This is a genomic window from Salmonella sp. 32031103-2018-00083-FB-01-SM-01 (genome assembly GCF_017571995.1).
In the GTDB taxonomy this organism is placed as follows: domain Bacteria; phylum Pseudomonadota; class Gammaproteobacteria; order Enterobacterales; family Enterobacteriaceae; genus Salmonella; species Salmonella enterica.
On the sequence record NZ_JAGEQL010000001.1, the window covers coordinates 864,671 to 887,820 of the forward strand.

At 52.7% G+C, this 23,150-nt stretch carries 23 protein-coding genes and 1 riboswitch; of the genes, 10 read left to right on the forward strand and 13 right to left on the reverse strand.

Annotated elements, in window-relative coordinates; genetic code table 11:
• Positions 1-46: 46 nt before the first annotated feature.
• The 5 genes from rnd to J4614_RS04290 form a co-directional block, all read right to left on the reverse strand.
• Positions 47-1,174: a ribonuclease D gene (gene rnd / locus J4614_RS04270; RefSeq protein ID WP_001109124.1), complete on the reverse strand. Its 1,128-nt coding sequence runs from the start codon at positions 1,172-1,174 to the stop codon at positions 47-49.
• A 72-nt stretch (positions 1,175-1,246) separates the two neighbouring features.
• On the reverse strand, positions 1,247-2,932 hold the full coding sequence (gene fadD, locus J4614_RS04275) for a long-chain-fatty-acid--CoA ligase FadD (RefSeq protein ID WP_079974812.1): 1,686 nt from the start codon (positions 2,930-2,932) through the stop codon (positions 1,247-1,249).
• Between the two features lie 204 nt (positions 2,933-3,136).
• Positions 3,137-3,718 carry a Slp family lipoprotein gene (locus J4614_RS04280; RefSeq protein ID WP_000290594.1) on the reverse strand — a complete coding sequence of 194 codons (582 nt, stop codon included), beginning with the start codon at positions 3,716-3,718 and terminating at the stop codon, positions 3,137-3,139.
• Between the two features lie 71 nt (positions 3,719-3,789).
• Positions 3,790-4,485, reverse strand: coding sequence for a tRNA (adenosine(37)-N6)-threonylcarbamoyltransferase complex dimerization subunit type 1 TsaB (gene tsaB / locus J4614_RS04285; RefSeq protein ID WP_001221017.1), 696 nt, complete (start codon positions 4,483-4,485; stop codon positions 3,790-3,792).
• Positions 4,486-4,542: 57 nt separating this feature from the next.
• Complete coding sequence (locus J4614_RS04290; RefSeq protein ID WP_000128807.1) at positions 4,543-6,453, reverse strand: ATP-dependent DNA helicase; 1,911 nt, start codon at positions 6,451-6,453, stop codon at positions 4,543-4,545.
• A gap of 130 nt (positions 6,454-6,583) precedes the next feature.
• On the opposite strand from J4614_RS04290, the gene J4614_RS04295 reads away from it, so the two are divergent.
• Complete coding sequence (locus tag J4614_RS04295) at positions 6,584-6,928, forward strand: RidA family protein (protein WP_000029550.1); 345 nt, start codon at positions 6,584-6,586, stop codon at positions 6,926-6,928.
• 5 nt (positions 6,929-6,933) lie between these two features.
• On the opposite strand, the gene J4614_RS04300 is transcribed toward J4614_RS04295, so the two are convergent.
• Positions 6,934-7,113 (reverse strand): YoaH family protein, encoded by a 180-nt coding sequence (locus tag J4614_RS04300; protein ID WP_000457328.1) that lies wholly within the window; start codon positions 7,111-7,113, stop codon positions 6,934-6,936.
• Positions 7,114-7,193: 80 nt separating this feature from the next.
• Between J4614_RS04300 and pabB the strand changes: the two genes are divergently transcribed.
• From pabB to J4614_RS04320, 4 genes are all read left to right on the forward strand, one after another.
• Positions 7,194-8,558, forward strand: a complete 1,365-nt coding sequence (gene pabB / locus J4614_RS04305) for an aminodeoxychorismate synthase component 1 (RefSeq protein ID WP_023207861.1) — start codon at positions 7,194-7,196, stop codon at positions 8,556-8,558.
• Positions 8,559-8,561: 3 nt separating this feature from the next.
• Positions 8,562-9,140 carry a CoA pyrophosphatase gene (locus J4614_RS04310; RefSeq protein ID WP_000381543.1) on the forward strand — a complete coding sequence of 193 codons (579 nt, stop codon included), beginning with the start codon at positions 8,562-8,564 and terminating at the stop codon, positions 9,138-9,140.
• Positions 9,141-9,403: 263 nt separating this feature from the next.
• Complete coding sequence (gene sdaA / locus J4614_RS04315) at positions 9,404-10,768, forward strand: L-serine ammonia-lyase (RefSeq protein WP_000624280.1); 1,365 nt, start codon at positions 9,404-9,406, stop codon at positions 10,766-10,768.
• A 137-nt stretch (positions 10,769-10,905) separates the two neighbouring features.
• Positions 10,906-12,507 carry a cyclic diguanylate phosphodiesterase gene (locus tag J4614_RS04320; protein WP_023262751.1) on the forward strand — a complete coding sequence of 534 codons (1,602 nt, stop codon included), beginning with the start codon at positions 10,906-10,908 and terminating at the stop codon, positions 12,505-12,507.
• A 21-nt stretch (positions 12,508-12,528) separates the two neighbouring features.
• On the opposite strand, the gene yoaE is transcribed toward J4614_RS04320, so the two are convergent.
• Positions 12,529-14,088, reverse strand: coding sequence for a CNNM family cation transport protein YoaE (gene yoaE / locus J4614_RS04325; protein WP_000421815.1), 1,560 nt, complete (start codon positions 14,086-14,088; stop codon positions 12,529-12,531).
• A gap of 472 nt (positions 14,089-14,560) precedes the next feature.
• Between yoaE and manX the strand changes: the two genes are divergently transcribed.
• The 5 genes from manX (at position 14,561) to mntP (ending at position 18,739) form a co-directional block, all read left to right on the forward strand.
• Positions 14,561-15,529, forward strand: coding sequence for a PTS mannose transporter subunit IIAB (manX, locus tag J4614_RS04330; RefSeq protein WP_000150523.1), 969 nt, complete (start codon positions 14,561-14,563; stop codon positions 15,527-15,529).
• A gap of 52 nt (positions 15,530-15,581) precedes the next feature.
• Entirely contained in the window at positions 15,582-16,382 is an 801-nt protein-coding gene (gene manY, locus J4614_RS04335; protein WP_000406918.1) for a PTS mannose transporter subunit IIC, read from the forward strand.
• A 12-nt stretch (positions 16,383-16,394) separates the two neighbouring features.
• Positions 16,395-17,246: a PTS mannose transporter subunit IID gene (locus tag J4614_RS04340; RefSeq protein ID WP_001518647.1), complete on the forward strand. Its 852-nt coding sequence runs from the start codon at positions 16,395-16,397 to the stop codon at positions 17,244-17,246.
• Between the two features lie 58 nt (positions 17,247-17,304).
• Entirely contained in the window at positions 17,305-17,763 is a 459-nt protein-coding gene (locus J4614_RS04345; protein WP_000156280.1) for a DUF986 family protein, read from the forward strand.
• A gap of 196 nt (positions 17,764-17,959) precedes the next feature.
• Positions 17,960-18,061, forward strand: a riboswitch (yybP-ykoY riboswitch).
• A 111-nt stretch (positions 18,062-18,172) separates the two neighbouring features.
• On the forward strand, positions 18,173-18,739 hold the full coding sequence (gene mntP, locus J4614_RS04350) for a manganese efflux pump MntP (RefSeq protein ID WP_138020006.1): 567 nt from the start codon (positions 18,173-18,175) through the stop codon (positions 18,737-18,739).
• Here the strand turns inward: mntP and rlmA are convergent.
• The 6 genes from rlmA to mgrB all read right to left on the reverse strand — a co-directional run bounded on the left by rlmA (position 18,736) and on the right by mgrB (position 23,091).
• Entirely contained in the window at positions 18,736-19,545 is an 810-nt protein-coding gene (gene rlmA / locus J4614_RS04355) for a 23S rRNA (guanine(745)-N(1))-methyltransferase (protein ID WP_061377497.1), read from the reverse strand. The genes mntP and rlmA overlap by 4 nt on opposite strands.
• Positions 19,546-19,610: 65 nt before the next feature.
• The gene (ftsI, locus tag J4614_RS04360; RefSeq protein ID WP_000730322.1) at positions 19,611-21,356 is read right to left on the reverse strand and encodes a peptidoglycan glycosyltransferase FtsI; all 1,746 of its coding nucleotides are present in this window, start codon (positions 21,354-21,356) and stop codon (positions 19,611-19,613) included.
• 219 nt (positions 21,357-21,575) lie between these two features.
• Positions 21,576-21,785, reverse strand: coding sequence for a transcription antiterminator/RNA stability regulator CspE (gene cspE, locus J4614_RS04365; RefSeq protein WP_001062678.1), 210 nt, complete (start codon positions 21,783-21,785; stop codon positions 21,576-21,578).
• Between the two features lie 12 nt (positions 21,786-21,797).
• Complete coding sequence (locus tag J4614_RS04370) at positions 21,798-21,941, reverse strand: DUF2627 domain-containing protein (protein WP_001537930.1); 144 nt, start codon at positions 21,939-21,941, stop codon at positions 21,798-21,800.
• A gap of 648 nt (positions 21,942-22,589) precedes the next feature.
• Positions 22,590-22,877 carry a YebO family protein gene (locus tag J4614_RS04375; protein ID WP_001000660.1) on the reverse strand — a complete coding sequence of 96 codons (288 nt, stop codon included), beginning with the start codon at positions 22,875-22,877 and terminating at the stop codon, positions 22,590-22,592.
• Between the two features lie 70 nt (positions 22,878-22,947).
• A complete protein-coding gene (gene mgrB / locus J4614_RS04380; protein ID WP_000714547.1) occupies positions 22,948-23,091 on the reverse strand; it encodes a PhoP/PhoQ regulator MgrB in 144 nt (47 codons plus the stop codon).
• Positions 23,092-23,150: the final 59 nt, after the last annotated feature.

A 23,150-nucleotide genomic window follows, 5' to 3' on the forward strand; every position in this document is an offset into this window, starting at 1 on the left:
ATACGGACATTTATTTCACTGGCCGTTTTCCCGGCAATTACCGTCGTTAACGCGGATACTCCTGCAACAGAAGAGTTAACTTCTCCGCCATCAGTTCGGCGCGCCAGCCGGAAATCAATTCCGGTTGCCCATTTTGCGGTTTTAATTTCCAGTGCCAGTTAAGCAACTGATTAATCTGCCGACGCGATGCCAGTAGCTCGCCGCTGACGTGATGCGACGCGCTCACCTCCGCCACCAGCGCTTTGATGGCCTTAAACGCTTTGCGATAGCCCGGCATGTCCATCAGATTCAACAGGGGTTCCGGCAATGCCTCTTCCGGTAACGCCTGTGCTTTCGCCACCAGCGATATCAACGTCTTGCCGTGAAAACGAATCTCGCTGCCGGAAAGCCCCAGGCTATCCAGCTCACCGAGACTGCCCGGCATATAACGCGCGACCGCCCACAGGTTTTCTTCACGCACAACAAAGTTCACCGCCATATCGCGCTCACGCGCCTTACGCAGCCGCCAGTCAGCTAAAAGTTGCAGACAGGCTAACTGGCGGGTACGCAGTTGCCAGGCATTAGTGATATCCCGCCATGCCTCTTCCGGCGCCTGAATCTCCTGACGACGCTGCTGCATCAATCGGCATTCATCAAGCGCGGCAGGCAGCCATCCTGCGGCTTCAGTTTCAATCATCAGCTTTTTGGCGATCGGTAACAGATACCAGACATCCGCCGCCGCGTATTCACACTGACGCTCGCTTAAAGGCCGGGCTAACCAGTCGGTACGAGATTCGCTTTTATCCAGCGCCACGCCCGTATACTCTTCTACCATCGCCGCAAACCCCCACGACAGCGGACGCCCGCAAAACGCCGCCAGAATTTGCGTATCAATCAGGGGTTCCGGCAGTTCGCCAAACGCATTCAGAAATACTTCCAGATCTTCGCTACCCGCGTGCAGAAATTTGGTGATTCCCGTATCGCGCAACACCGCTTTTAACGGCGACCAGTCGCTGATGCCGAGCGGATCGATCAGGGCGACATTTGCCCCGTCAAATAACTGGATCAATCCTAACTGCGGGTAATAGGTGCGGGTACGGACAAATTCCGTATCTAAAGCAATAGCCGGACATGCGCGGACAGCCTCACACAGGCTCGCCAGCGCATCGTCCGTTTCAATCATTTGGTAATTCAAATCGTGTTCTCTTTGGTTCGCGCCAAAAAAAACGCCGGCTTAACCGGCGTCTCTCGTTAGCTGACTTAACGCTCAGGCTTTATTGTCTACTTTGCCACGGGCTTCGTCACGCAGTTCTCGTCGTAAAATTTTCCCAACGTTAGATTTTGGTAATTCCTCGCGAAACTCGACCTGTTTGGGCACCTTATATCCGGTCAGATGGCGACGGCAGAAGGTGATCAACGCATCGTCAGTCAATGCCGGATCTTTCTTAACCACAAAAAGCTTCACCGCTTCGCCGCTACTACCGGAAGGCACGCCAACCGCCGCGACTTCCTGCACGCCAGAATGCTGCATCACCACATCTTCAATTTCGTTTGGATAAACGTTGAAACCAGAAACCAGAATCATATCTTTCTTACGATCGACAATCCGCAGAAAGCCGTCTTCATCCATAACCGCAATATCGCCCGTATGCAGCCAGCCATCTTTAATGATTTCATCCGTCGCGTCAGGACGCTGCCAGTATCCCAGCATAACCTGCGGGCCTTTCACGCAAAGCTCTCCGGCCTCACCCGGCGCGACTTCGTTGTCATCGTCATCCACCAGTTTGGCTTCTGTTGAAGGTACTGGCAGGCCGATACTGCCGCTGTGATAATCAATATCATGCGGGTTGACGCTCACCAGCGGGGCGCACTCGGTCAGCCCGTAGCCTTCCAGCAGGTATTGCCCGGTCAGCTTTACCCAACGTTCCGCAACGACATTTTGTACCGGCATCCCGCCGCCGGCTGACAGATGCAGCGAAGAAAAATCCAGCTGTTGAAACTCTTTATTATTGAGCAGAGCGTTGAATAGCGTATTAACGCCAGTCATCGCCGTAAATGGATATTTCGCCAGCTCCTTGACCAGGCCGGGGATATCACGCGGATTGGTAATCAGCAGGTTTTGCCCACCCAGCTCGATAAAAAGCAGACAGTTCATGGTTAAGGCAAAAATGTGATACAGCGGCAGCGCGGTCACTACCAGCTCTTTCCCCGGGTGCAGCAGCGGCCCATAGGTCGCTTTCACCTGCTCCAGATTCGCCAGCATATTGCGGTGGGTCAACATCGCGCCTTTCGCCACGCCCGTCGTACCGCCGGTATATTGCAGGAAAGCCAGATCTTCAGCGACAACCTCGGGTTTGACATACTGCATACGGTAGCCATGCTGTAGCACGCTGCGAAACGAGATCGCATCTGGCAAGTGGTATTTTGGCACCAGACGCTTGATGTATTTCACGACAAAGTTAACAACCGTACCTTTGGCGGTAGAAAGCTGGTCGCCCATCCGCGTCAGAATAACGTGCTGTACCGACGTTTTCTCGACCACTTTTTCCAGCGTATGGGCAAAGTTAGAAACAATAATGATTGCCGCCGCGCCGCTATCGTTAAGCTGATGCTCAAGTTCGCGCGGCGTGTACAGCGGGTTAACGTTCACCACAATCATGCCGGCGCGTAAAATACCAAATAGCGCGACAGGATACTGCAACAGGTTTGGCATCATCAGCGCCACACGGTCGCCTTTTTTGAGTCCCAGCCCTTGTTGTAAATAAGCCGCAAATGCCCGACTACGTTCTTCTAATTTGCGGAAGGTCATTACCTCCCCCATATTGACGAACGCAGGCTGATCGGCATAGCGCGTCGCCGCATGTTCAAACAGTTCAACCAGGGATTGATAACGGTCAGGGTTGATCTCCGCCGGAACATCAGCAGGATAACGGTTAAGCCAAACCTTCTTCAATGCATCACCTCTAAAATGAGTGTTCGTCGTCATCACAACCCCAGTTAATAAACAAGTCGTTAACATTATATTAACTCAGCGTACCAGTTTATTAATTACGCAACTGAAAGGTTGCGAAGCGCGTCACTATTTATTTTTATTATGTCTCTATGAATGCAGAAACAGCGGACCAGCCGCTGTTTCTTTTATTGATAAAACAAAGAGTTACTCTGTTACTATCGTCTGAACCTCTGCGGGTCCAGGGTTATACCATCCCCAACCGCCATAGCCATAAGGCCAGGCGCGTCCGCCGTAAAACCATGGATCGATCGGCTGTGGAGGCATGACGACCTGCTGAACAAGATGCCAGCGTTTATAGCCGGTAGCCTGCATCAGCATAAATTTATACGGCGTATTGCCGATTTTACCGTCAACCGTGCCGGTTATCGGGCCGACAACGGTAACTAACTGGCCACGGAAGTCCACCGGGTCCAGAAAACCGTTCACATCGGCAAAAATTCTGCCGCGCGAGGCTTCGCCCAGAACAGGACGCGCGCCGCTGTCGAGCGGTACGGTCGCGATTTCAAGCCGGGTTTTTCCCTGCTGATTTTGTACCGCCACAACTTTGCCGCCAAAACGCGCCTCTTGCCCGATATAGAGCTGCGGCGCATTCATCACCCGCACCAAATCCTGCTGCGGCGTCGGACTCGAACCTTTAATGGCATCCGGGATAGTCACGCAACCGCTCAGCATAAGTGCAAAAGCGCACGCCAGCGCCCCTTTTATTAACCGTTTTTGAACCGCCATGATGCGACTCCTTTTTCTCGACCTCTATTCCACCCCACAGCATAAAGTATGGGGGGTAATAGTAGTGAGAGTCATTCTTTGCCGGGAAGTTTCTTCCACGCCACTTCGTTACGCAAATAAACCGGCTCGGCATGTTCCACGGCAACGGTCTCTCCTGCCGCCAGCTTTTGACTGGCGATGGGCAACATATCTTCCGCTGCCGGGAGCGACACCTCCCCATCATGAAGCGTCAGGCCGCACTCCTTCGCCAGATCGGGCCAGGCGGACCAACCCGTTCCTACCGTCGCCCACTCGCCGGAAAGCTGTTTCAACCGCTCACCGACCCGTTCCGGTTTCAGCACCGCTTCCGTCTCTTCGCCCTGCCAGACGCCCTGCGCATCACGCTGGTATTCCGCCCAGTACACTTCGCCCATCCGCGCGTCAATCGCGGCGAGTACGCGGGTTGCGCCGGTTTTACGCCATGCGCCCTGAGCCATCGTGGCAAGCGTCGAAACACCGATCATCGGCAGATTTGCCCCTAACGCCAGCCCTTGCGCAATACCAATGCCGATACGCACGCCGGTAAAGCTGCCCGGACCGCGCCCAAACGCCAGCGCATCTATCTCATTGAGCGAGACGCCGCTGGCGGCCAGAATCTCCTGCACCATGGGCAGGATACGTTGAGTGTGTTCTCGTGGACAAAGCTCAAAGTGAGCATTGATAGTACCGTTGTTCCACAGGGCGACAGAACAGGCCTCTGTGGCGGTATCGATAGCCAGAATTCGCATGAGGTTTCGTGCTTAGATCAATAAAATAGCGCGCATCTTACCATACTCCGTAACAAATTACTCGGCGGATGGAATCGCAAGAAAGCGAACGGCACGGGCGATATCACGCGTGCGCGGCGCAGGAGGCAGGCTGGCGAGAAACGTGGCGCCATAGGGCCGCATCACCAGCCGGTTATCACAAATCACTAACACCCCGCGATCGTCCGCATCGCGAATCAGCCGCCCCACCCCCTGCTTCAGCGTAATCACCGCGTCGGGCAGTTGAACCTCATCAAACGGATCGCCGCCGCGCAAACGACAGTCTTCCATTCGCGCTTTTAACAGCGGGTCGTCCGGGGAGGTAAACGGCAATTTGTCGATAATCACCAACGATAACGTATCGCCGCGCACGTCCACCCCTTCCCAGAAGCTGCTGGTGGCGACGAGCAGCGCGTTGCCGGCGCTAACAAATTGCTGTAACAGTTGGCCTTTACTGGTTTCCCCTTGCAACAATACCGGCAGCGTCATGGTGGCGCGAAACTGCTCCGCCAGATCGCGCATCATGGCGTGTGAGGTGCACAGCATAAAACATCGCCCGTTATTGGCTTCTATAATCGGCCTGAGCATAGCCGCCAACTGTCGCGCCGCGCCGGGCTGGTTGGTTTGCGGTAGGTTACGCGGTACGCAGAGTAACGCCTGGCGCGTATAGTCGAATGGGCTGGGCAGTAGCATAGATTCTGCCTGTTCAATTCCCAGACGGGCGGTAAAGTGGTGAAGATCATCATTTACCGACAACGTGGCCGAGGTAAAAATCCAGCTACCGGGTTTCTGTTCCATCACCTCTTTGAATTTGTCCGCCACAGTGAGCGGCGTCAGCGCCAGGGTGAAATGGCGCGAGGTGCACTCATACCAGTAGCTGTATCCCGGCTGATTGATCTCTTTTAAGCGTTTCAGCCGTGAACGGTATAGCGTGGCGCGTTCAAAAGCCGCATCCAGCAACGCCGAACGGCCCAACGACAGTTTCGCCACGTCGTAACAAAGCTCCAGCGTATCATCCAGCAGTAAAAATGCCCGTTGGATACGTGAGTCGGCTAACAGTTCACGCAAATTTCCCCGGTAGCCGGGCTCCCCCAGTTGCAGACGAAAATCCTGGGCGCTCTGGGCAAGGCGATCGGCGCATTTTTGCAACTGTTGAGTGTCTTTCAGTTCCGTCCGGTAGGCGATGGTGATGTCTTTTGCTAAATCCAGCAACTGACGGCTGGAGAGCGATTGTCCGAAATACTGGCTGGCGATGTCAGGCAGTTGGTGGGCTTCATCGAAGATCATTACTTCAGCCTGAGGGATAAGTTCGCCAAACCCACTCTCTTTAACCACCATATCCGCAAGAAAAAGGTGGTGGTTTACAATCACCACATCCGCGTCCATCGCCTTTTTACGCGCTTTCACCACAAAGCACTCTTTGTAGAGCGGGCAATCGCTGCCAAGGCAGTTGTCGTTGGTACTGGTGACCAGCGGCCAGGCCTGGGAATCTTCTGCCACGCTGACGCAGGTGCTGATATCGCCATCCCGCGTCTGATTTGACCAGGAGCGCAGCAATATCACGTCGCTTAACGTTTGTACCGGTAAATCGCCGCCCGCCAGCGCTTGTTGTTCCAGACGCTCCAGGCAGAGGTAGTTTGAACGTCCTTTCAACAGGGCCGTCTTACCGGTAAACGCCAACGCTTTTGCTACCGTCGGCAGATCGCGGCTGTAGAGTTGATCCTGCAACGCTTTCGACCCGGTTGAAATAATGACTTTTTTCCCGGCGCGCAACGCCGGAGCGAGGTAAGCATAGGTCTTCCCGGTTCCGGTGCCGGCTTCAACAACCAGAGGCTGCGCATTTTCAATCGCTTGTGTCACGGCAACCGCCATTTGTCGCTGTGGTTCGCGCGGTTTAAAGCCGGTTATCGCTTTGGCCAGTTGGCCATCTGCTGCAAAATCGTCCGTCACACTGCCCCCTGTTAATTTGCACAGGGATTATGTCAGGGTAGAAAGGCTTACGCCAGTTACAGAGGTGACGGCGGCGCCACATTGTGGCAGTCTTGAACCATTCAAATGAAAAGCAAATGAGGAATAAGTAATGTCTATCGTGCGTATTGATGCCGAAGATCGTTGGTCTGATGTGGTGATCTACAATAATACGCTGTGGTATACCGGCGTGCCGGAAAACCTCGACGCCGATGCTTTTGAGCAAACGGCGAATACTCTGGCGCAAATTGATGCGGTGCTGGAAAAACAGGGCTCCAGTAAGTCACGTATTCTGGATGCCACTATTTTCCTGAGCGATAAAGCGGATTTTGCCGCCATGAATAAGGCGTGGGATGCGTGGGTCGTCGCAGGCCATGCGCCGGTACGCTGTACCGTACAGGCCGGGTTGATGAACCCGAAATATAAAGTTGAGATTAAGATTGTCGCGGCGGTATAAGCCGGTTATTCGTCTTCATCCTCAAAACGCGCCACTATCCGTTCGCCGGTATGGTTGGCGCGAAGTTCGCCCGCCACCTGGGCAATCGCTTCTCCGCTGCTCATACCTTGCGACATCAATTCCTGGATACGTTCTACGGCTTTTTGCTGTTGTTCATGACTGAGTGAAGGTAAACCTGCAAACATGATTAACTCCTGCTAAATTGTTAGCGCTAATTATTTCACGCTACCCGGCGGTAAGCCAGTAGTGTTGTAACGAGTCAGGAATGATGAAGACGTTATCTCCCACTGTTATCACCTTACCCTGGCGTCCGGACGCCGCTGAACACTATTTTGCGCCCGTAAACCATTTGCCATGGGCGATGCTGCTGCATTCAGGTGATGCTATTCATCCCTATAACCGTTTTGATATTCTGGTCGCCGATCCTGTCACCACGCTGACCACGCGCGCGCAGGAAACCACGGTATGTACTGCGCGCACAACTACCGTCACTCTCGACGATCCGTTACACGTTTTGCAGACTCAACTGGAGGCGCTGCCTTTTCATCCTCAGCCTGACCCTGACTTACCCTTTCAGGGCGGCGCGCTGGGTCTGTTTGGTTACGATTTAGGGCGGCGTTTCGAAATTCTGCCCGATACTGCCGCGCGCGATATCGCTTTACCCGATATGGCGATTGGCCTTTACGACTGGGCGCTGATTGTCGATCACCAAAAACAGGTGGTGTCGCTGATAAGCTATCACGATGCAGACGCCCGATATCGCTGGCTCACCAGCCAGCGCGCGCCGACCCGAACGCCCTTCAAGCTTACCTCGGCCTGGCAATCCAATATGACGCGTTGCGAGTATGGCGAAAAGTTTCGTCAGGTGCAGGCCTGGCTGCACAGCGGGGACTGCTATCAGGTCAATCTTTCCCAGCGTTTTCAGGCGAGCTACGAGGGTGATGAGTGGCAGGCTTTCGAACACCTTAACCGCGCCAATCGCGCCCCGTTCAGCGCCTTTCTTCGTTTACATGACGGCGCCATATTGAGCCTTTCTCCCGAGCGTTTTATCCAACTGGAGAATGGTCATATTCAGACGCGCCCGATCAAAGGTACGCTCCCACGGCTTAACGATCCGCAGGCGGATCGTCAGCAGGCGCAGAAACTGGCCAACTCAATGAAAGATCGCGCTGAAAATTTGATGATCGTCGATTTGATGCGTAACGACATTGGCCGGGTCGCCGTGCCGGGTTCGGTGAAAGTGCCGGAACTGTTCGTCGTCGAACCATTTCCTGCCGTTCACCATCTGGTTAGCACCATTACCGCCCGTTTACCGGACTCGCTTCATGCTACCGACCTGCTGCGCGCGGCTTTCCCCGGCGGCTCCATTACCGGCGCGCCTAAAGTGCGGGCAATGGAAATTATCGACGAACTGGAGCCGCAGCGACGCAACGCCTGGTGCGGTAGCATCGGTTATCTGAGTTTCTGCGGCAAGATGGATACCAGTATTACTATCCGCACCGTCACGGCAACGCAGGGCCAACTCTATTGCTCAGCCGGCGGCGGTATCGTGGCCGATAGCAACGAAGAAGCGGAATATCAGGAAACTTTTGATAAAGTTAATCGTATCCTGCACCCACTGGAGAACTAATACGTGGATACCAGCCGTCTGACGCTCGATCATTTCTTATCGCGCTTTCAGCTTTTGCGCCCGCAGATGACTCATGAAACGTTGAATCAACGTCAGGCCGCCGTACTGATCCCTGTGGTTCGCCGCCCCCAGCCGGGGCTGCTGTTGACCCAGCGGGCTATTCATTTGCGCAAACACGCCGGACAGGTCGCCTTTCCCGGCGGGGCCGTGGACAGTACCGATGCTTCGCTTATCGCCGCAGCGCTTCGCGAAGCGCAGGAGGAAGTCGCCATCCCGCCGCAAGCCGTGGAAGTGATTGGCGTTTTACCGCCGGTAGACAGCGTGACCGGTTTTCAGGTCACCCCGGTGGTCGGCATTATTCCGCCAAACCTCCCCTGGCGCGCCAGTGAAGACGAAGTGTCTGCGGTGTTTGAAATGCCGCTGGCGCAAGCGTTGCAACTGGGTCGATATCATCCGCTTGATATTTACCGTCGCGGCAATTCGCACCGCGTATGGCTCTCCTGGTATGAGCATTATTTCGTCTGGGGCATGACCGCAAACATTCTTCGTGAGCTGGCGCTGCAAATCGGCGTAAAGCCCTGACTGTACACAACGCCATTCACGTTGCCTCAAGGCGGTAACAATCGCCTCCCCCAAAGAGGCAGCCTGAAGGGCAACGTGTATATACTTAACTTTACGCGCGCAAGACACGACTTGAGATTACTGTCGCAATATTAGTAAAAACGCGGTTATTCATTAGTTTAATTCATGTGAATAGTTAAGCTGATGCCAGCGTTCCCTCTTACACTATGCGCAGTTATAACATCGTAACCGGAAGCCCCGGTTGCCCTGTCAGGAGTATTATCGTGATTAGCCTATTCGACATGTTTAAGGTAGGGATTGGTCCCTCCTCTTCCCACACTGTTGGCCCGATGAAGGCCGGTAAACAGTTCGTCGATGACCTGGTCGAAAAAGGATTACTGGATAACGTTACCCGCGTCGCTGTCGATGTCTACGGCTCGCTGTCGCTGACGGGGAAAGGTCACCATACCGATATCGCCATTATTATGGGTCTGGCGGGTAATGAACCCGCTACCGTGGATATTGATAGTATCCCCGGTTTTATTCGCGACGTCGAAACGCGCGGGCGTCTGTTACTGGCCCAGGGACGTCACGAAGTCGACTTCCCGAAAGATGACGGAATGCGTTTTCACAACGGCAATTTGCCGCTGCATGAAAACGGGATGCAGATCCACGCCTGGCATGACGACACGGTCATTTATAGCAAGACGTACTATTCCATCGGCGGCGGCTTTATCGTTGATGAAGCGCATTTCGGCCAGGAAGCGACGAATGAGGTTACTGTACCTTATCCGTTTAAATCGGCGAAAGAAATGCTGGAGTATTGCAACAGCACCGGCCTTTCACTCTCCGGCATGGTGATGCAAAACGAACTGGCGTTGCATAGCAAGAAAGAGATTGAAGAGTATTTCGGTCACGTCTGGCAGACCATGCAGGCCTGTATTGATCGCGGTATGAATACCGAAGGCGTGCTGCCGGGGCCGCTGCGCGTACCGCGTCGCGCCTCCGCGCTGCGTCGTATGCTGGTTTCCAGCGATAAGCTTTCCAGCGATCCGATGAACGTCATTGACTGGGTGAACATGTTTGCTCTGGCGGTGAACGAAGAGAACGCCGCAGGCGGTCGCGTCGTGACGGCGCCAACCAACGGCGCGTGCGGCATCGTTCCTGCGGTACTAGCTTACTACGACCATTTTATTGAGTCTGTCAGCCCGGATATTTACACCCGCTACTTCCTGGCGGCAGGCGCTATTGGCGCGCTGTATAAGATGAACGCGTCTATTTCCGGCGCGGAAGTCGGCTGTCAGGGTGAAGTCGGGGTCGCCTGTTCGATGGCGGCGGCAGGCCTTGCTGAACTGTTGGGCGCCAGCCCGGAACAGGTTTGCGTTGCCGCTGAAATCGGCATGGAGCATAACCTGGGGCTGACCTGCGACCCGGTTGCCGGTCAGGTGCAGGTGCCGTGTATCGAGCGTAACGCCATTGCTTCGGTTAAAGCGATCAACGCTGCGCGTATGGCCATGCGCCGAACCAGCGCGCCGCGCGTCTCGTTGGATAAAGTCATTGAAACGATGTACGAGACCGGAAAAGACATGAACGCAAAATACCGCGAAACGTCGCGCGGCGGGCTGGCCATTAAAGTCCAGTGTGATTAAACGCCGTTTCCTCTCCCTTCGCCCATCTGCTACGGATGGGCGAAATTTTTATCTCTTCCTCGTCGACTCCACGTTTCCCCACTACACTTGCTGTGTCGCGGTTGGCTTTTGTCGCCAACGCTTATTGGGCGGCCCGCATGCAAACAGCACAACGGATCATCAATCATTATCGCCGTAATCGTTTCATTGTTTGCACGATTTGTGCACTGGTCACGCTCATTCTTACGCTGAGCATCCGATTTATTTCGGAGCGGAACTTAAATCACCATCGCACGGTTGCATTCGCGAATCATGCCGTTGATGCGCTGGATAATGTGCTGCATCCTCTCCTGGTCGGACGAAACATATTGCTACCCTTACTTGAGCTTCCGTGCGCGACCGCGCATTTGCCGTTGCGTAAGCAAGCCGCCCGCCTGCAAACCATTCGTTCTATCGGGCTGGTAAAAGAGGGAATTCTCTACTGCTCAAGCATTTTTGGCGCCCGTAATACTCCCATACGCCAGCTTCAGCCCGATCTTCCCGCAGCTGGCGATCTGCTGCTACTTTCCACGGACCAATCGTTACTCAAGGGAAGCCCGATCCTCATTCAGTGGTATCCCGCCTCTGCCAATGGACAGGATGGCGTGATGGAAATTGTGAATATTGGCTTGCTGACGACCATGCTACTTGAGCCACAGCAGCCGCAAATTACCAGCGCCAGCCTGACGGTCGGCAAACGGCACCTGTTATATGGTCGGGGCGTGGTCGATACTCTTCCAGAATTAAAAAAAGATGAAGAGCGTTACCAGCTTTCATCGCGGCATTTCCCTTTTACTATCAGCGTCAGCGGGCCGTCGGCAGGCGTACTGGCGTTCAAACATCTCCCGACACAGTTACCCCTGGCCGTATTGCTTAGCCTGTTGATCGGTTATATCGCCTGGCTGGCGACGGCCAGCAGAATGAGCTTTTCCTGGGAGATTAATCTGGCCCTTGCCGAACGGGAGTTTGAGCTATTTTGTCAGCCGTTGCTTAATGCCCGCACGCAGCAGTGTACCGGCGTTGAGATCCTGTTACGCTGGAATAACCCGCGCCAGGGCTGGATCTCACCGGATGTTTTTATTCCTATCGCCGAGGAGCATAACCTGATAGCGCCGCTGACCCGCTATGTGATTGCGGAAACCATTCGGCAGCGGCACTACTTCCCCATCAACCATCAGTTTCATATCGGCATCAATGTGGCGGCAAGCCATTTCCGACACGGCGTGCTTCTCAAGGATCTTAATCAGTACTGGTTTAGTGCGGAACCTGTTCAGCAACTGGTGCTGGAGCTCACGGAACGCGACGCGTTGCTTGACGTTGATTACCGCCTGATGCGCGAGCTGCATCGTAAAGGTGTCAAGTTGGCCATCGATGATTTTGGCACAGGAAACAGCTCGCTCTCCTGGTTGGAAAAACTGCGGCCGGATATTTTGAAAATCGATAAATCCTTCACCGCCGCCATCGGTACCGATGCGGTCAATTCAACGGTGACCGATATTATTATCGCGCTGGGGCAAAGACTGAATATTGAACTGGTGGCGGAAGGGGTCGAAAACCAGACGCAGGCACAGCATTTGCGCCAGCATGGCGTGCAAATGTTACAGGGCTATCTCTATGCGAAGCCGATGCCCATTAGCGAATTTCCACAGTGGCTGGCGGGCAGCGCGCCGCCGCCCGCCCGGCATAACGGACAGATTATGTCCGCGATGCCGCATCTATAGACTTGATTCCTGCGTGTAACGTTATTCCTCTTCGTCGTGGGCAGGCTGTTCTTTAACAATCCGAACCAGATCGACACGATAGTCGTTGGCCTCGACAATGGTGATCCGCAGTGGCGGAACATCAATGACATCGCCTACACGAGGAATATGGCCATTAGCGGCGATCACTAACCCCGCGACCGTCGCAATATCGCCCTCTTCGTTCACCAGATGGTCAACTTCCAGCGCCTGCTGTAGCGCATGGAGATCGGTGCCGCCCTTCACTATCCAGCCCTCGGCATCGGCAACGATTTCCGGCGTTTCATCGGCATCCGGGAACTCACCGGCAATCGCTTCCAGCACATCCAGCGGCGTAACCAGCCCCTGCACCACGCCGAACTCGTTAGTGACGATAACGAAACTGCCACGCGCGCGACGCAAAACGCCTAACAGATTGATAGGATCAAGCGTTTCCGGCACCACTATCGCCGGGGAAGAGGCGGCGATAGCCGCTACGTCCGCGCCCTCTTCCAGCGCCACCAGCAACTCTTTCGCGCGAACGATACCGATAATTTCATCCAGCTCGCCCCGACATACCGGGAACAGGCTATGCGGAGAAGAGAGTAACTGCTGACGGATTTCAGCTACGCTGAGATTCGCATCCACCCAACTAATTTCGCCTCGCGGCGTCATAATGCCGCGCAGGGAGCGCGACGCCAGAGTCAGTACGCCGTTAATCATGTAGCGTTCTTCTTCGGCGAAGGCGCCTTCCGACACCGATATCGCGGCCGGGCTATCCGTCTCATGTTGCGTACTCGCCTGACGTTTGCCGCCCATCAGACGCAGGATAGCGTCCGCAGTACGCGCGCGCAGCGGCAACGTGGACTGATGACGAATAAAGTTGCGGCGCGCAATCTGGTTAAACACCTCGATAACGATCGAGAAACCAATTGCCGCGTACAGGTAGCCTTTCGGAATATGGAAACCAAACCCTTCCGCCACCAGGCTCAAGCCGATCATCAGCAGGAAACTCAGACAGAGCACCACTACCGTCGGATGCTGGTTGACAAAACGGGTCAGCGGTTTTGACGCCAGTAGCATCACCGCCATCGCAATCACCACCGCCGCCATCATAACCGGCAGATGGTTTACCATACCTACCGCCGTAATCACGGCGTCCAGCGAGAAGACCGCATCCAGGATGACAATCTGCGTGACTACCACCCAGAAGCTCGCATAGCCTTTACCGTGTCCGGTGTCATGCTCGCGGTTTTCCAGACGTTCATGCAGCTCGGTGGTCGCTTTAAACAGCAGGAATATACCGCCCAGCAGCATAATTAAATCGCGGCCGGAGAAGGTAAAATCCCAGACGGTAAAGAGCGGCTTTGTTAAGGTCACCAGCCACGAAATAATGGACAGCAGCGCCAGACGCATAATCAGCGCCAGCGAGAGCCCGATAAGACGCGCTTTGTCACGCTGCTTTGGCGGCAATTTATCGGCGAGGATCGCGATAAAGACCAGGTTATCGATACCCAGGACAATTTCCAGGACGACGAGCGTGAGTAAACCCACCCAAATTGAGGGATCCATTAATAATTCCATGACAAGCTCCTGCTTAAGGAATGACTAAACGGCGCCCACAACATCTCAAAGGATGCAGGCGGTAACGCAATAAACAAAGTAAGGCTATGGCAAGATATGCCAGATTGACAGGCGCAAAACGGCCAAAGAGTGAAATGACGTCGGTGACGATCCATACAACGGGCTGCTGCCCTATACCCCATTCTAATTAAACGGAAGCTAAACATAACAGAGACAACTGGTTTTTGGCAAAGATTTACCTTCCTTTGCAAAGAGATGTAACCGGGATATTTTACACTTCGAAATTTCTCATTATCGAAAACAAAATTACGGATCTCCATCACACAAAATATTTTTTTCGATATCTAAAATAATTCACGAAAATCATGCGTTTTTCGTTGTAACCCTCATCTGAATCGATTCGCTTGCGGACGGCGATTCAAAAAATACATCTGTCAAGTTGATGTGTTGACAATAATAAAGGAGGTAGCAAGTGACCATTGCTATTGTTATAGGCACACATGGTTGGGCTGCAGAGCAGTTACTTAAAACAGCCGAAATGCTGTTAGGCGAGCAGGAAAACGTCGGCTGGATCGATTTCGTTCCAGGCGAAAATGCCGAAACGCTGATCGAAAAGTACAACGCTCAGTTGGCTAAACTCGATACCAGTAAAGGCGTGCTATTTCTCGTTGATACATGGGGAGGCAGTCCGTTTAACGCTGCCAGCCGCATTGTCGTCGATAAAGAGCGCTATGAAGTTATTGCCGGCGTCAACATCCCGATGCTGGTCGAAACGTTTATGGCTCGTGACGACGATCCGAGCTTTGACGAACTGGTCGCACTGGCGGTAGAAACCGGTCGTGAAGGCGTAAAAGCGCTGAAAGCGAAACCGGTAGAAAAAGCCGCGCCAGCGCCAGTCGCCGCCGCGCCAAAAGCGGCCACGCCGGCAAAACCGATGGGCCCGAATGATTATATGGTTATCGGGCTTGCCCGTATTGATGACCGCCTCATTCACGGTCAGGTCGCTACCCGTTGGACCAAAGAGACCAATGTCAGCCGTATTATTGTTGTGAGCGATGAAGTCGCGGCGGATACCGTACGTAAAACGCTGCTGACGCAAGTTGCGCCGCCGGGCGTTACGGCGCATGTGGTTGACGTCGCGAAGATGATTCGCGTCTACAATAACCCGAAATACGCCGGCGAACGCGTGATGCTTCTGTTTACCAATCCTACCGACGTCGAGCGCATCGTTGAGGGCGGCGTGAAAGTCACTTCCGTGAACATTGGCGGTATGGCCTATCGTCAAGGTAAAACGCAGGTGAACAACGCCGTTTCCGTCGATGAAAAGGATATCGAAGCCTTTAAAAAGCTCAACGAGCGCGGCATCGAGCTTGAGGTGCGTAAAGTTTCCACCGATCCGAAACTGAAAATGATGGATTTAATTGCCAAAGTGGCGAAATAACCGCCGGCATTTAATTAGCTTTCACACTTAAGATAGCAATAGGAGAAGTACAATGGAGATTACCACTCTTCAGATTGTGCTGGTGTTCATCGTCGCATGTATCGCAGGTATGGAGTCGGTACTTGATGAATTTCAGTTCCACCGTCCGCTGATCGCCTGTACCTTAATCGGCGCCGTTCTGGGGGACATGAAAACCGGTATTATCATCGGCGGTACTCTGGAAATGATCGCTCTGGGCTGGATGAACATCGGTGCTGCCGTTGCGCCTGATGCCGCACTAGCGTCCATCATCTCTACCGTTCTGGTCATCGCCGGGCATCAAAGCATTGGCGCCGGTATCGCGCTGGCGATTCCGCTGGCGGCGGCAGGCCAGGTACTGACCATTATCGTTCGTACCATCACCGTGGCATTCCAGCACGCGGCGGACAAGGCGGCTGAAAACGGCAACCTGACGGCGCTCTCCTGGCTGCACGTTTCTTCTCTGTTCCTGCAGGCAATGCGTATCGCTATCCCGGCGGTTATCGTTGCCATCTCCGTAGGCACCAGCGAAGTACAGGGAATGCTGAATGCGATTCCTGAAGTCGTCACAGGCGGTCTGAACATCGCCGGCGGCATGATCGTCGTGGTTGGTTATGCGATGGTTATCAACATGATGCGCGCAGGCTACCTGATGCCGTTCTTCTACCTCGGTTTCGTCACCGCGGCTTTCACAAACTTCAACCTGGTCGCACTGGGTGTCATCGGCGCAGTGATGGCTATTCTTTACATCCAGCTGAGCCCGAAATACAACCGTGTAGCGGGCGCGCCTGCAGCGGCTGCTGGCAATAACGATCTCGACAACGAACTGGACTAACAGGTGAGCGAAATGGTTGATATGACTAAAACTACCACCGAGAAAAAACTCACTCCGAGCGATATTCGCGGCGTATTTCTTCGTTCTAACCTGTTCCAGGGGTCATGGAACTTCGAACGTATGCAAGCGCTGGGCTTCTGCTTCTCTATGGTGCCGGCGATTCGTCGCCTGTATCCGGAGAATAATGACGCGCGTAAACAGGCGATTAAACGTCACCTGGAGTTCTTTAACACTCATCCTTACGTTGCGGCGCCGGTACTGGGCGTGACCCTGGCAATGGAAGAAAAGCGTGCGAACGGCGCAGAGATTGACGATGGCGCTATCAACGGTATCAAAGTCGGTCTGATGGGACCGCTGGCAGGCGTCGGCGACCCTATCTTCTGGGGTACCGTCCGTCCGGTATTCGCGGCTCTGGGCGCAGGTATTGCGATGAGCGGCAGCCTGCTTGGTCCGCTGCTGTTTTTCATCCTGTTTAACCTGGTGCGTCTGGCGACCCGTTATTATGGCGTGGCTTATGGCTACCGCAAAGGCGTCGATATCGTTAAAGATATGGGCGGCGGCTTCCTGCAAAAACTGACTGAGGGGGCGTCAATCCTCGGCCTGTTTGTCATGGGGGCATTGGTTAACAAGTGGACGCATGTGAATATCCCGCTGGTGGTCTCCACCATCACCGGTCAGGATGGTCAGACACGCGTTACCACCGTGCAAACCATTCTCGACCAGCTGATGCCGGGTCTGGTTCCGCTACTGTTGACCTTTGCCTGTATGTGGCTGCTGCGTAAGAAAGTTAACCCGCTGTGGATTATCGTGGGCTTCTTCGTCATTGGTATCGCCGGCTACTCCGTAGGACTGCTGGGCCAGTAAGGCTGTTGTACACTACCGGGGCCAAACGGCCCCGTTTTTTTATTTCTCTGGAGGATAAATGACTATCACGGACCTGGTGCTGATTCTCTTTATTGCCGCATTATTGGCTTACGCTCTCTACGATCAGTTCATCATGCCCCGTCGCAATGGCCCCACTCTGCTTTCTATAGCCCTGCTTCGCCGTGGTCGCGTAGACAGCGTTATCTTCGTTGGGCTGGTCGCCATCCTTATTTATAACAACGTAACCAGCCACGGAGCGCAGATGACCACATGGTTATTAAGTGCGCTGGCGTTAATGGGGTTTTATATATTCTGGATCCGCACGCCACGGATCATCTTTAAACAACGTGGTTTTTTCTTCGCCAATGTCTGGATAGAATATAACCGTATTAAAGAGATGAATTTATCGGAGGACGGCGTACTGGTGATGCAATTAGAACAACGACGCTTGCTTATCCGTGTACGCAATATCGACGATCTGGAAAAAATATATAAGCTTCTTATTGAAAATCAATAACCTAAGATATAGCCTCAACTATGTTTTTCGAATTTTATTTCGAATCATAATATAGCTAAGGCTATATTTTCTATTGACCAATTGTTATTTAATTTAACGTTTTATTGATGAATAAATCTAAATGAAAATCGTTTTCAATTAGAAGACAAATAATATTTTATCGCTGTTGTTTTATATTCTAAAAATATGTTAATGTTGCGCCGTCAATTGGGGAGTAGCCGATTTCCAGACTCCGGAAATGTACGCGTCAACATACTCGTTGCAAAACGTGGCGCGTACGGACCAGCCGCCGCTGGTCAGGCGAGACCATAGGCGCATCAACTGCTGTGTATTTCGTCACAGAACGGCGACATGCATGTTTGCTGGGGGCAGTGATGTGTTTAATGGATACCCCGGTCAGGACGTTGTCATGCACTTTACTGCTACTGTTCTTCTCGCTTTCGGCATGTCGATGGATGCTTTCGCGGCATCAATTGGCAAAGGCGCCACCCTACATAAACCCAAATTCTCAGAAGCGTTGCGTACCGGCCTTATCTTTGGCGCGGTTGAAACGCTGACCCCGTTAATCGGCTGGGGGCTGGGGATATTGGCGAGTAAATTCGTTCTGGAGTGGAACCACTGGATAGCCTTTGTTCTGCTGATCTTTCTGGGCGGACGCATGATCATCGAAGGTATCCGCGGCGGTAGTGATGAAGACGAAACACCGTTACGCCGCCACAGCTTTTGGCTATTAGTCACGACGGCTATCGCGACCAGCCTCGATGCGATGGCGGTTGGCGTCGGTCTGGCGTTTTTGCAGGTAAACATCATCGCTACCGCATTAGCTATCGGTTGCGCCACGCTTATCATGTCCACCTTCGGAATGATGATCGGTCGCTTTATCGGCCCAATGCTGGGTAAGCGTGCTGAAATTCTCGGCGGGGTCGTACTGATAGGAATTGGCGTCCAGATCCTCTGGACGCATTTTCACGGTTAACGGTTACGCTGCCAGAGATGAAGGTTGAAATCCGTCTGGCAGCTAAGTCCGGTGCTGGCAGCCAGTTGTTCCCACACTTCTGGCCTGGCGCGCCAGGCAAATGGCGTCATTTGCAACAGTGCTACAGCCGCTTTGGCGGTGAGCTGCATGTGATAAGCAAGGCGGGTACTCTGCTGCAATGTGAATCCGTCGAGCTGCTCGGTATACGGCGCATGTAAACGCACCTCATCATAAATGAGCCCTTTTAGTTCCATCAGATGATGCGGCCCCGGCGTGGCGGTAACGACCCAACCACCAGGTTTCACCACACGCGCCAATTCCTGCGCCTTACACGGGGCATAGATTCTGATCACCGCATCCATTGACGCATCGGCAAAGGGCAGTCGATGGCTTGACGCCACACAAAACTTCACCTGCGAATAGCGTTTCGCCGCCGCTTTGATCGCCGTTTTAGCAACGTCCAGTCCAAACGTGGTGACTTCCGGCAACGCCTCGGCAAAAGCGTGAGTGTAATACCCCTCGCCGCAGCCAATATCCAGAATCGCCGTGGCCGACTGATCCAGCCGCTCGCGCAACAGGTTAATCACGGCATCGCGCAGCGGCTGATAATGGCCCGCATCAAGAAACGCTCTCCGCGCCTGCATCATTTCGGCACTGTCGCCCGGATCGCGCGAACGTTTATGCTGTACCGGCAGCAGATTGATGTAGCCCTCTTTCGCCACATCAAACTGATGGCGCTGTGGACATATAACGCTGTTATTAATCTGCGTAAGCGGCTGATGGCAAAGCGGACAGGTAAACGACATGACAACTCCGGACTGGGGCGCTAAAGGGCGCAAGTGTAACGCGAATTGCGCCCCGGGAAAATCCTTTACGAGCCCGGAACCGCAACGTGGCTGCCATGCATCACCAGAAGGTGATCTGAATCGGCTGGCATACCATCTGGCTCAACATTTTCCAGCCGCAGCACATCGCCCATGATCTGGCTGAATACGGGCGCAGATACCGCGCCGCCATAATAAGCCCCATTTTGCGGATTATTAATCACCACCACCAGCGCAAATCTGGGGTTACTTGCCGGCGCGACGCCTGCGGTATATGCCACATACTTATCGACGTATTTACCATCATCGCCAATTTTTTTCGCCGTCCCGGTTTTGACCGCAATACGGTAGTCTCTTACTGCGGCTTTTGTTCCGCCGCCGCCAGGCAACGCAACGCTCTCCATCATATGTTCCACCTCGTGCACCAGTTCTTCCGGCATTACCCGCGTGCCGATCACGGGCGGATCAACTTTGGTGATCGATAACGGACGGTAGATACCAAAGCTGCCAATCGTGGCATAAACATGCGCCAGTTGCAGCGGCGTCACCATTAATCCATAGCCAAAAGCGAAGGTAGCGCGATCTAAATCACTCCAGTAACGGCGTTTCGGTAATAACCCGCTGCTCTCTCCGGTGAGACCCAGTCCGGTAGGCACGCCGAAACCAAAGCTTTTATAAGTATCCATTAATTTCTGCACCGGCATCGCCAGAGAAAGGTGAGAAACGCCGGTATCGCTGGATTTTTGCAAAATGCCGGTTAATGTCAGTTCCGGATAGTAACCGACGTCGCGGATACGGTGTCCATCGAGAGTAAAAGGATGGGTATCGATAACGCTGTCCGGTTGCACGATACCCTGCTGTAACGCAGTCATAATGACCAATGGCTTCACAGTAGAACCGGGTTCGAAAGTGTCGCTAATCGCGCGGTTACGAAAATCGTCCAACTGCGCGCCTTCACGGTTGTTCGGGTTGAAATCCGGGTAGCTCGCCATCGAGAGAATTTCACCCGTTGGGATGTTAATCAATACGGCAGCGCCGGATTCCGCTTTGTTCCAGATGACGGCGTTATCCAGCGCATCTTCGGTAACCGTTTGCAGACGTTCATCAATGCTAAGCTGAAGTTCATGAGCAGGAACCGGATTCACTTCCGTAATGTTCTCAATAACGTGACCAAATTTATCTTTACGCACCAGTCGGGAGCCCGGTTTTCCCGTCAGTTGCGCGTTAAAGCTTTTTTCAATACCTTCTATTCCCTGCCCGTCGATATTGGTAAAGCCGATCAAATTGGCCGCTACGTGTCCGGCAGGGTAAAAACGGCGCGACTCTTCCCGCAGGTTAATACCCGGTAGATTCAGTTTATCTATCCATTCGGCTTGCTGGGGTGAAACCTGGCGCGCAAGGTAGATAAAACGGCCTGCCGGGTTACTGTTTACCCGTTCCGCAAGCGTACTGAGCGACAGATGTAAGGCGCTGGCCAGCGCCTGCCAGCGCTCATTGTAGCCAACGCCGCCTTTGCTTATGATAGTCTTCGGATCGGCCCAGACAGCATTAACCGGAACGCTCACCGCTAAGGGTCGCCCTTCTCTGTCGGTGATCATGCCGCGTGGAGAGGCTGTGGTCACTTCACGAAGCGAGCGCATATCTTCTTGTTTCACCAGTTTCGACGGCGTAACAATTTGCAGCCATGCCACCCGCCCTAACAACAATGCCATACTGAGCAGAATGGCAGTGCAAAGTAGTGCAAAACGTATGGGCGTAAAATTACGGGTATCGCCGTCGCTTTTCTTTTTCACCTGATCTCCAGCCGAATCATTTTTCAGGTGATTGATTTAACGGGAAACGGACGGAAAAACCAGAAAAAACAATGCTAATAATATCGCGCCTTTGCAACAAATCGCTAACGAGAGCGCGTCCAGACACATTTTGAAGGATATTGAATTAAAAAGCCCCGCTTTTAGCGAGGCTTTATATCTGAGGCTGACGCGATAAACGCATCAAATCAGTGGTGTCGATCAGATAGCTGTTACGTTAACAGCAGCCGGACCTTTCTGGCCGTCCTGAATTTCGAACTCAACGTTCTGGCCTTCAGCCAGAGTTTTGAAACCATTGCCCTGGATAGCGGAGAAGTGTACGAACACATCTTTGCTGCCGTCAGCCGGAGTAATGAAGCCAAAACCTTTGGATTCGTTGAACCACTTAACTTGACCTTTAATCTTTGCCATTTGCAAAATTCCTTAGAGTGTTTTCTTTGCCCGTAGGCATAACATAGATAAAACTGAGACATTACTGCTTGAGGCACTAATATAAGGTTCGGCAGAGAAGCGGTATTCAACGTCAACGTGTTTACTCAGGACTTCTTTACTGAAAATGCCACACATAAACAGAACTGTACCTCGTTTAACCCAAAGCCTGTTATCACATACAACGTTAATTATGGCAAGCCATTTTTAAACGTGTCTCGATCCGTCGCACAAATTACGAGAACCTTCACAAATTGACAGCACGTTTATGCAACAAAGTTGCGAAAGATATATCCTCACGCGCTGACGGACTCCTGACAACGTCACTGCTGAAAAGCCATTTTTCTACCATAGCTCAATAACTTCGCTTCTTCCAGTGCATCAAATCACATTTAAAAGCTGTATTTTTCATATCACTTTTTATGCTGAGTTATGCATAAATTGTCACAATGATAAAAAACACCTTTTAATCAAAATAATAGAAAAGAAAAGCGATTTTCGACACCGCTTTTTGTGATGTTCTGCGTCTTTACAGAATGCCTTAAAATAATGAACAAACAATGACAATCCATAAAGAGAGAGAAACGTTTCGCTTTTAATAGAGAATGAGCGGTATCACAAAAATGCCATATGTCCTTTTGTTATACATATAAAACTATGTTGCATATAAAGCCATATATTATGTAAGGCGTTGATGCCGTAGTATCAGTTGCAAACGGCAACGCGGAGTGATCCGACGGGGAAATGGGGCGTATGGCACTGGCGCCATTTGCGCCCCGGTAAGCATTATCGTTCAGCAACCAGACGAATGATGTCCTCATCCTCTTTTGGTTCGCTTGCCGCTGTTGCGGGTTCCGCTTCTTTTTCTGGTTCGTTTGCTTCGCAAAGGCGGCGTAACAACGCGTTTTGCCGCTTCTGTTGATCCAATAACGCTTCGAGCAATTCTATCTGCTCGTTGGCACGGGAACTTGCCCGGTTGACAAAGAACCAGAGCGCCAGCCCCACCACCAGAACCACCATTGATACTATTAAAGATGCAAGAGAAAACGCACCAGAGTTTAAAACGTCGTTCATTTCACCACCTCAATGTAGAGACGTCATTCTACCACTGCTACACGGGAAGGAAATCTCTGGTGTAAAACGTTTACCAAGGAATAAATTTATTGATGGCGCAAATACCGCTGAAAAATTGTACATCCTGATCGCACATGATATTAAACACCTGCGCCCACAGCAACAGGCATACTACCACCACGATGCCGAGAACGACCCATCGAAATTTTTTCACTCCACTCTCCGATCTTACATCTTATGTCGCTAAATTATCATGAGTTACTTAAACCAGGA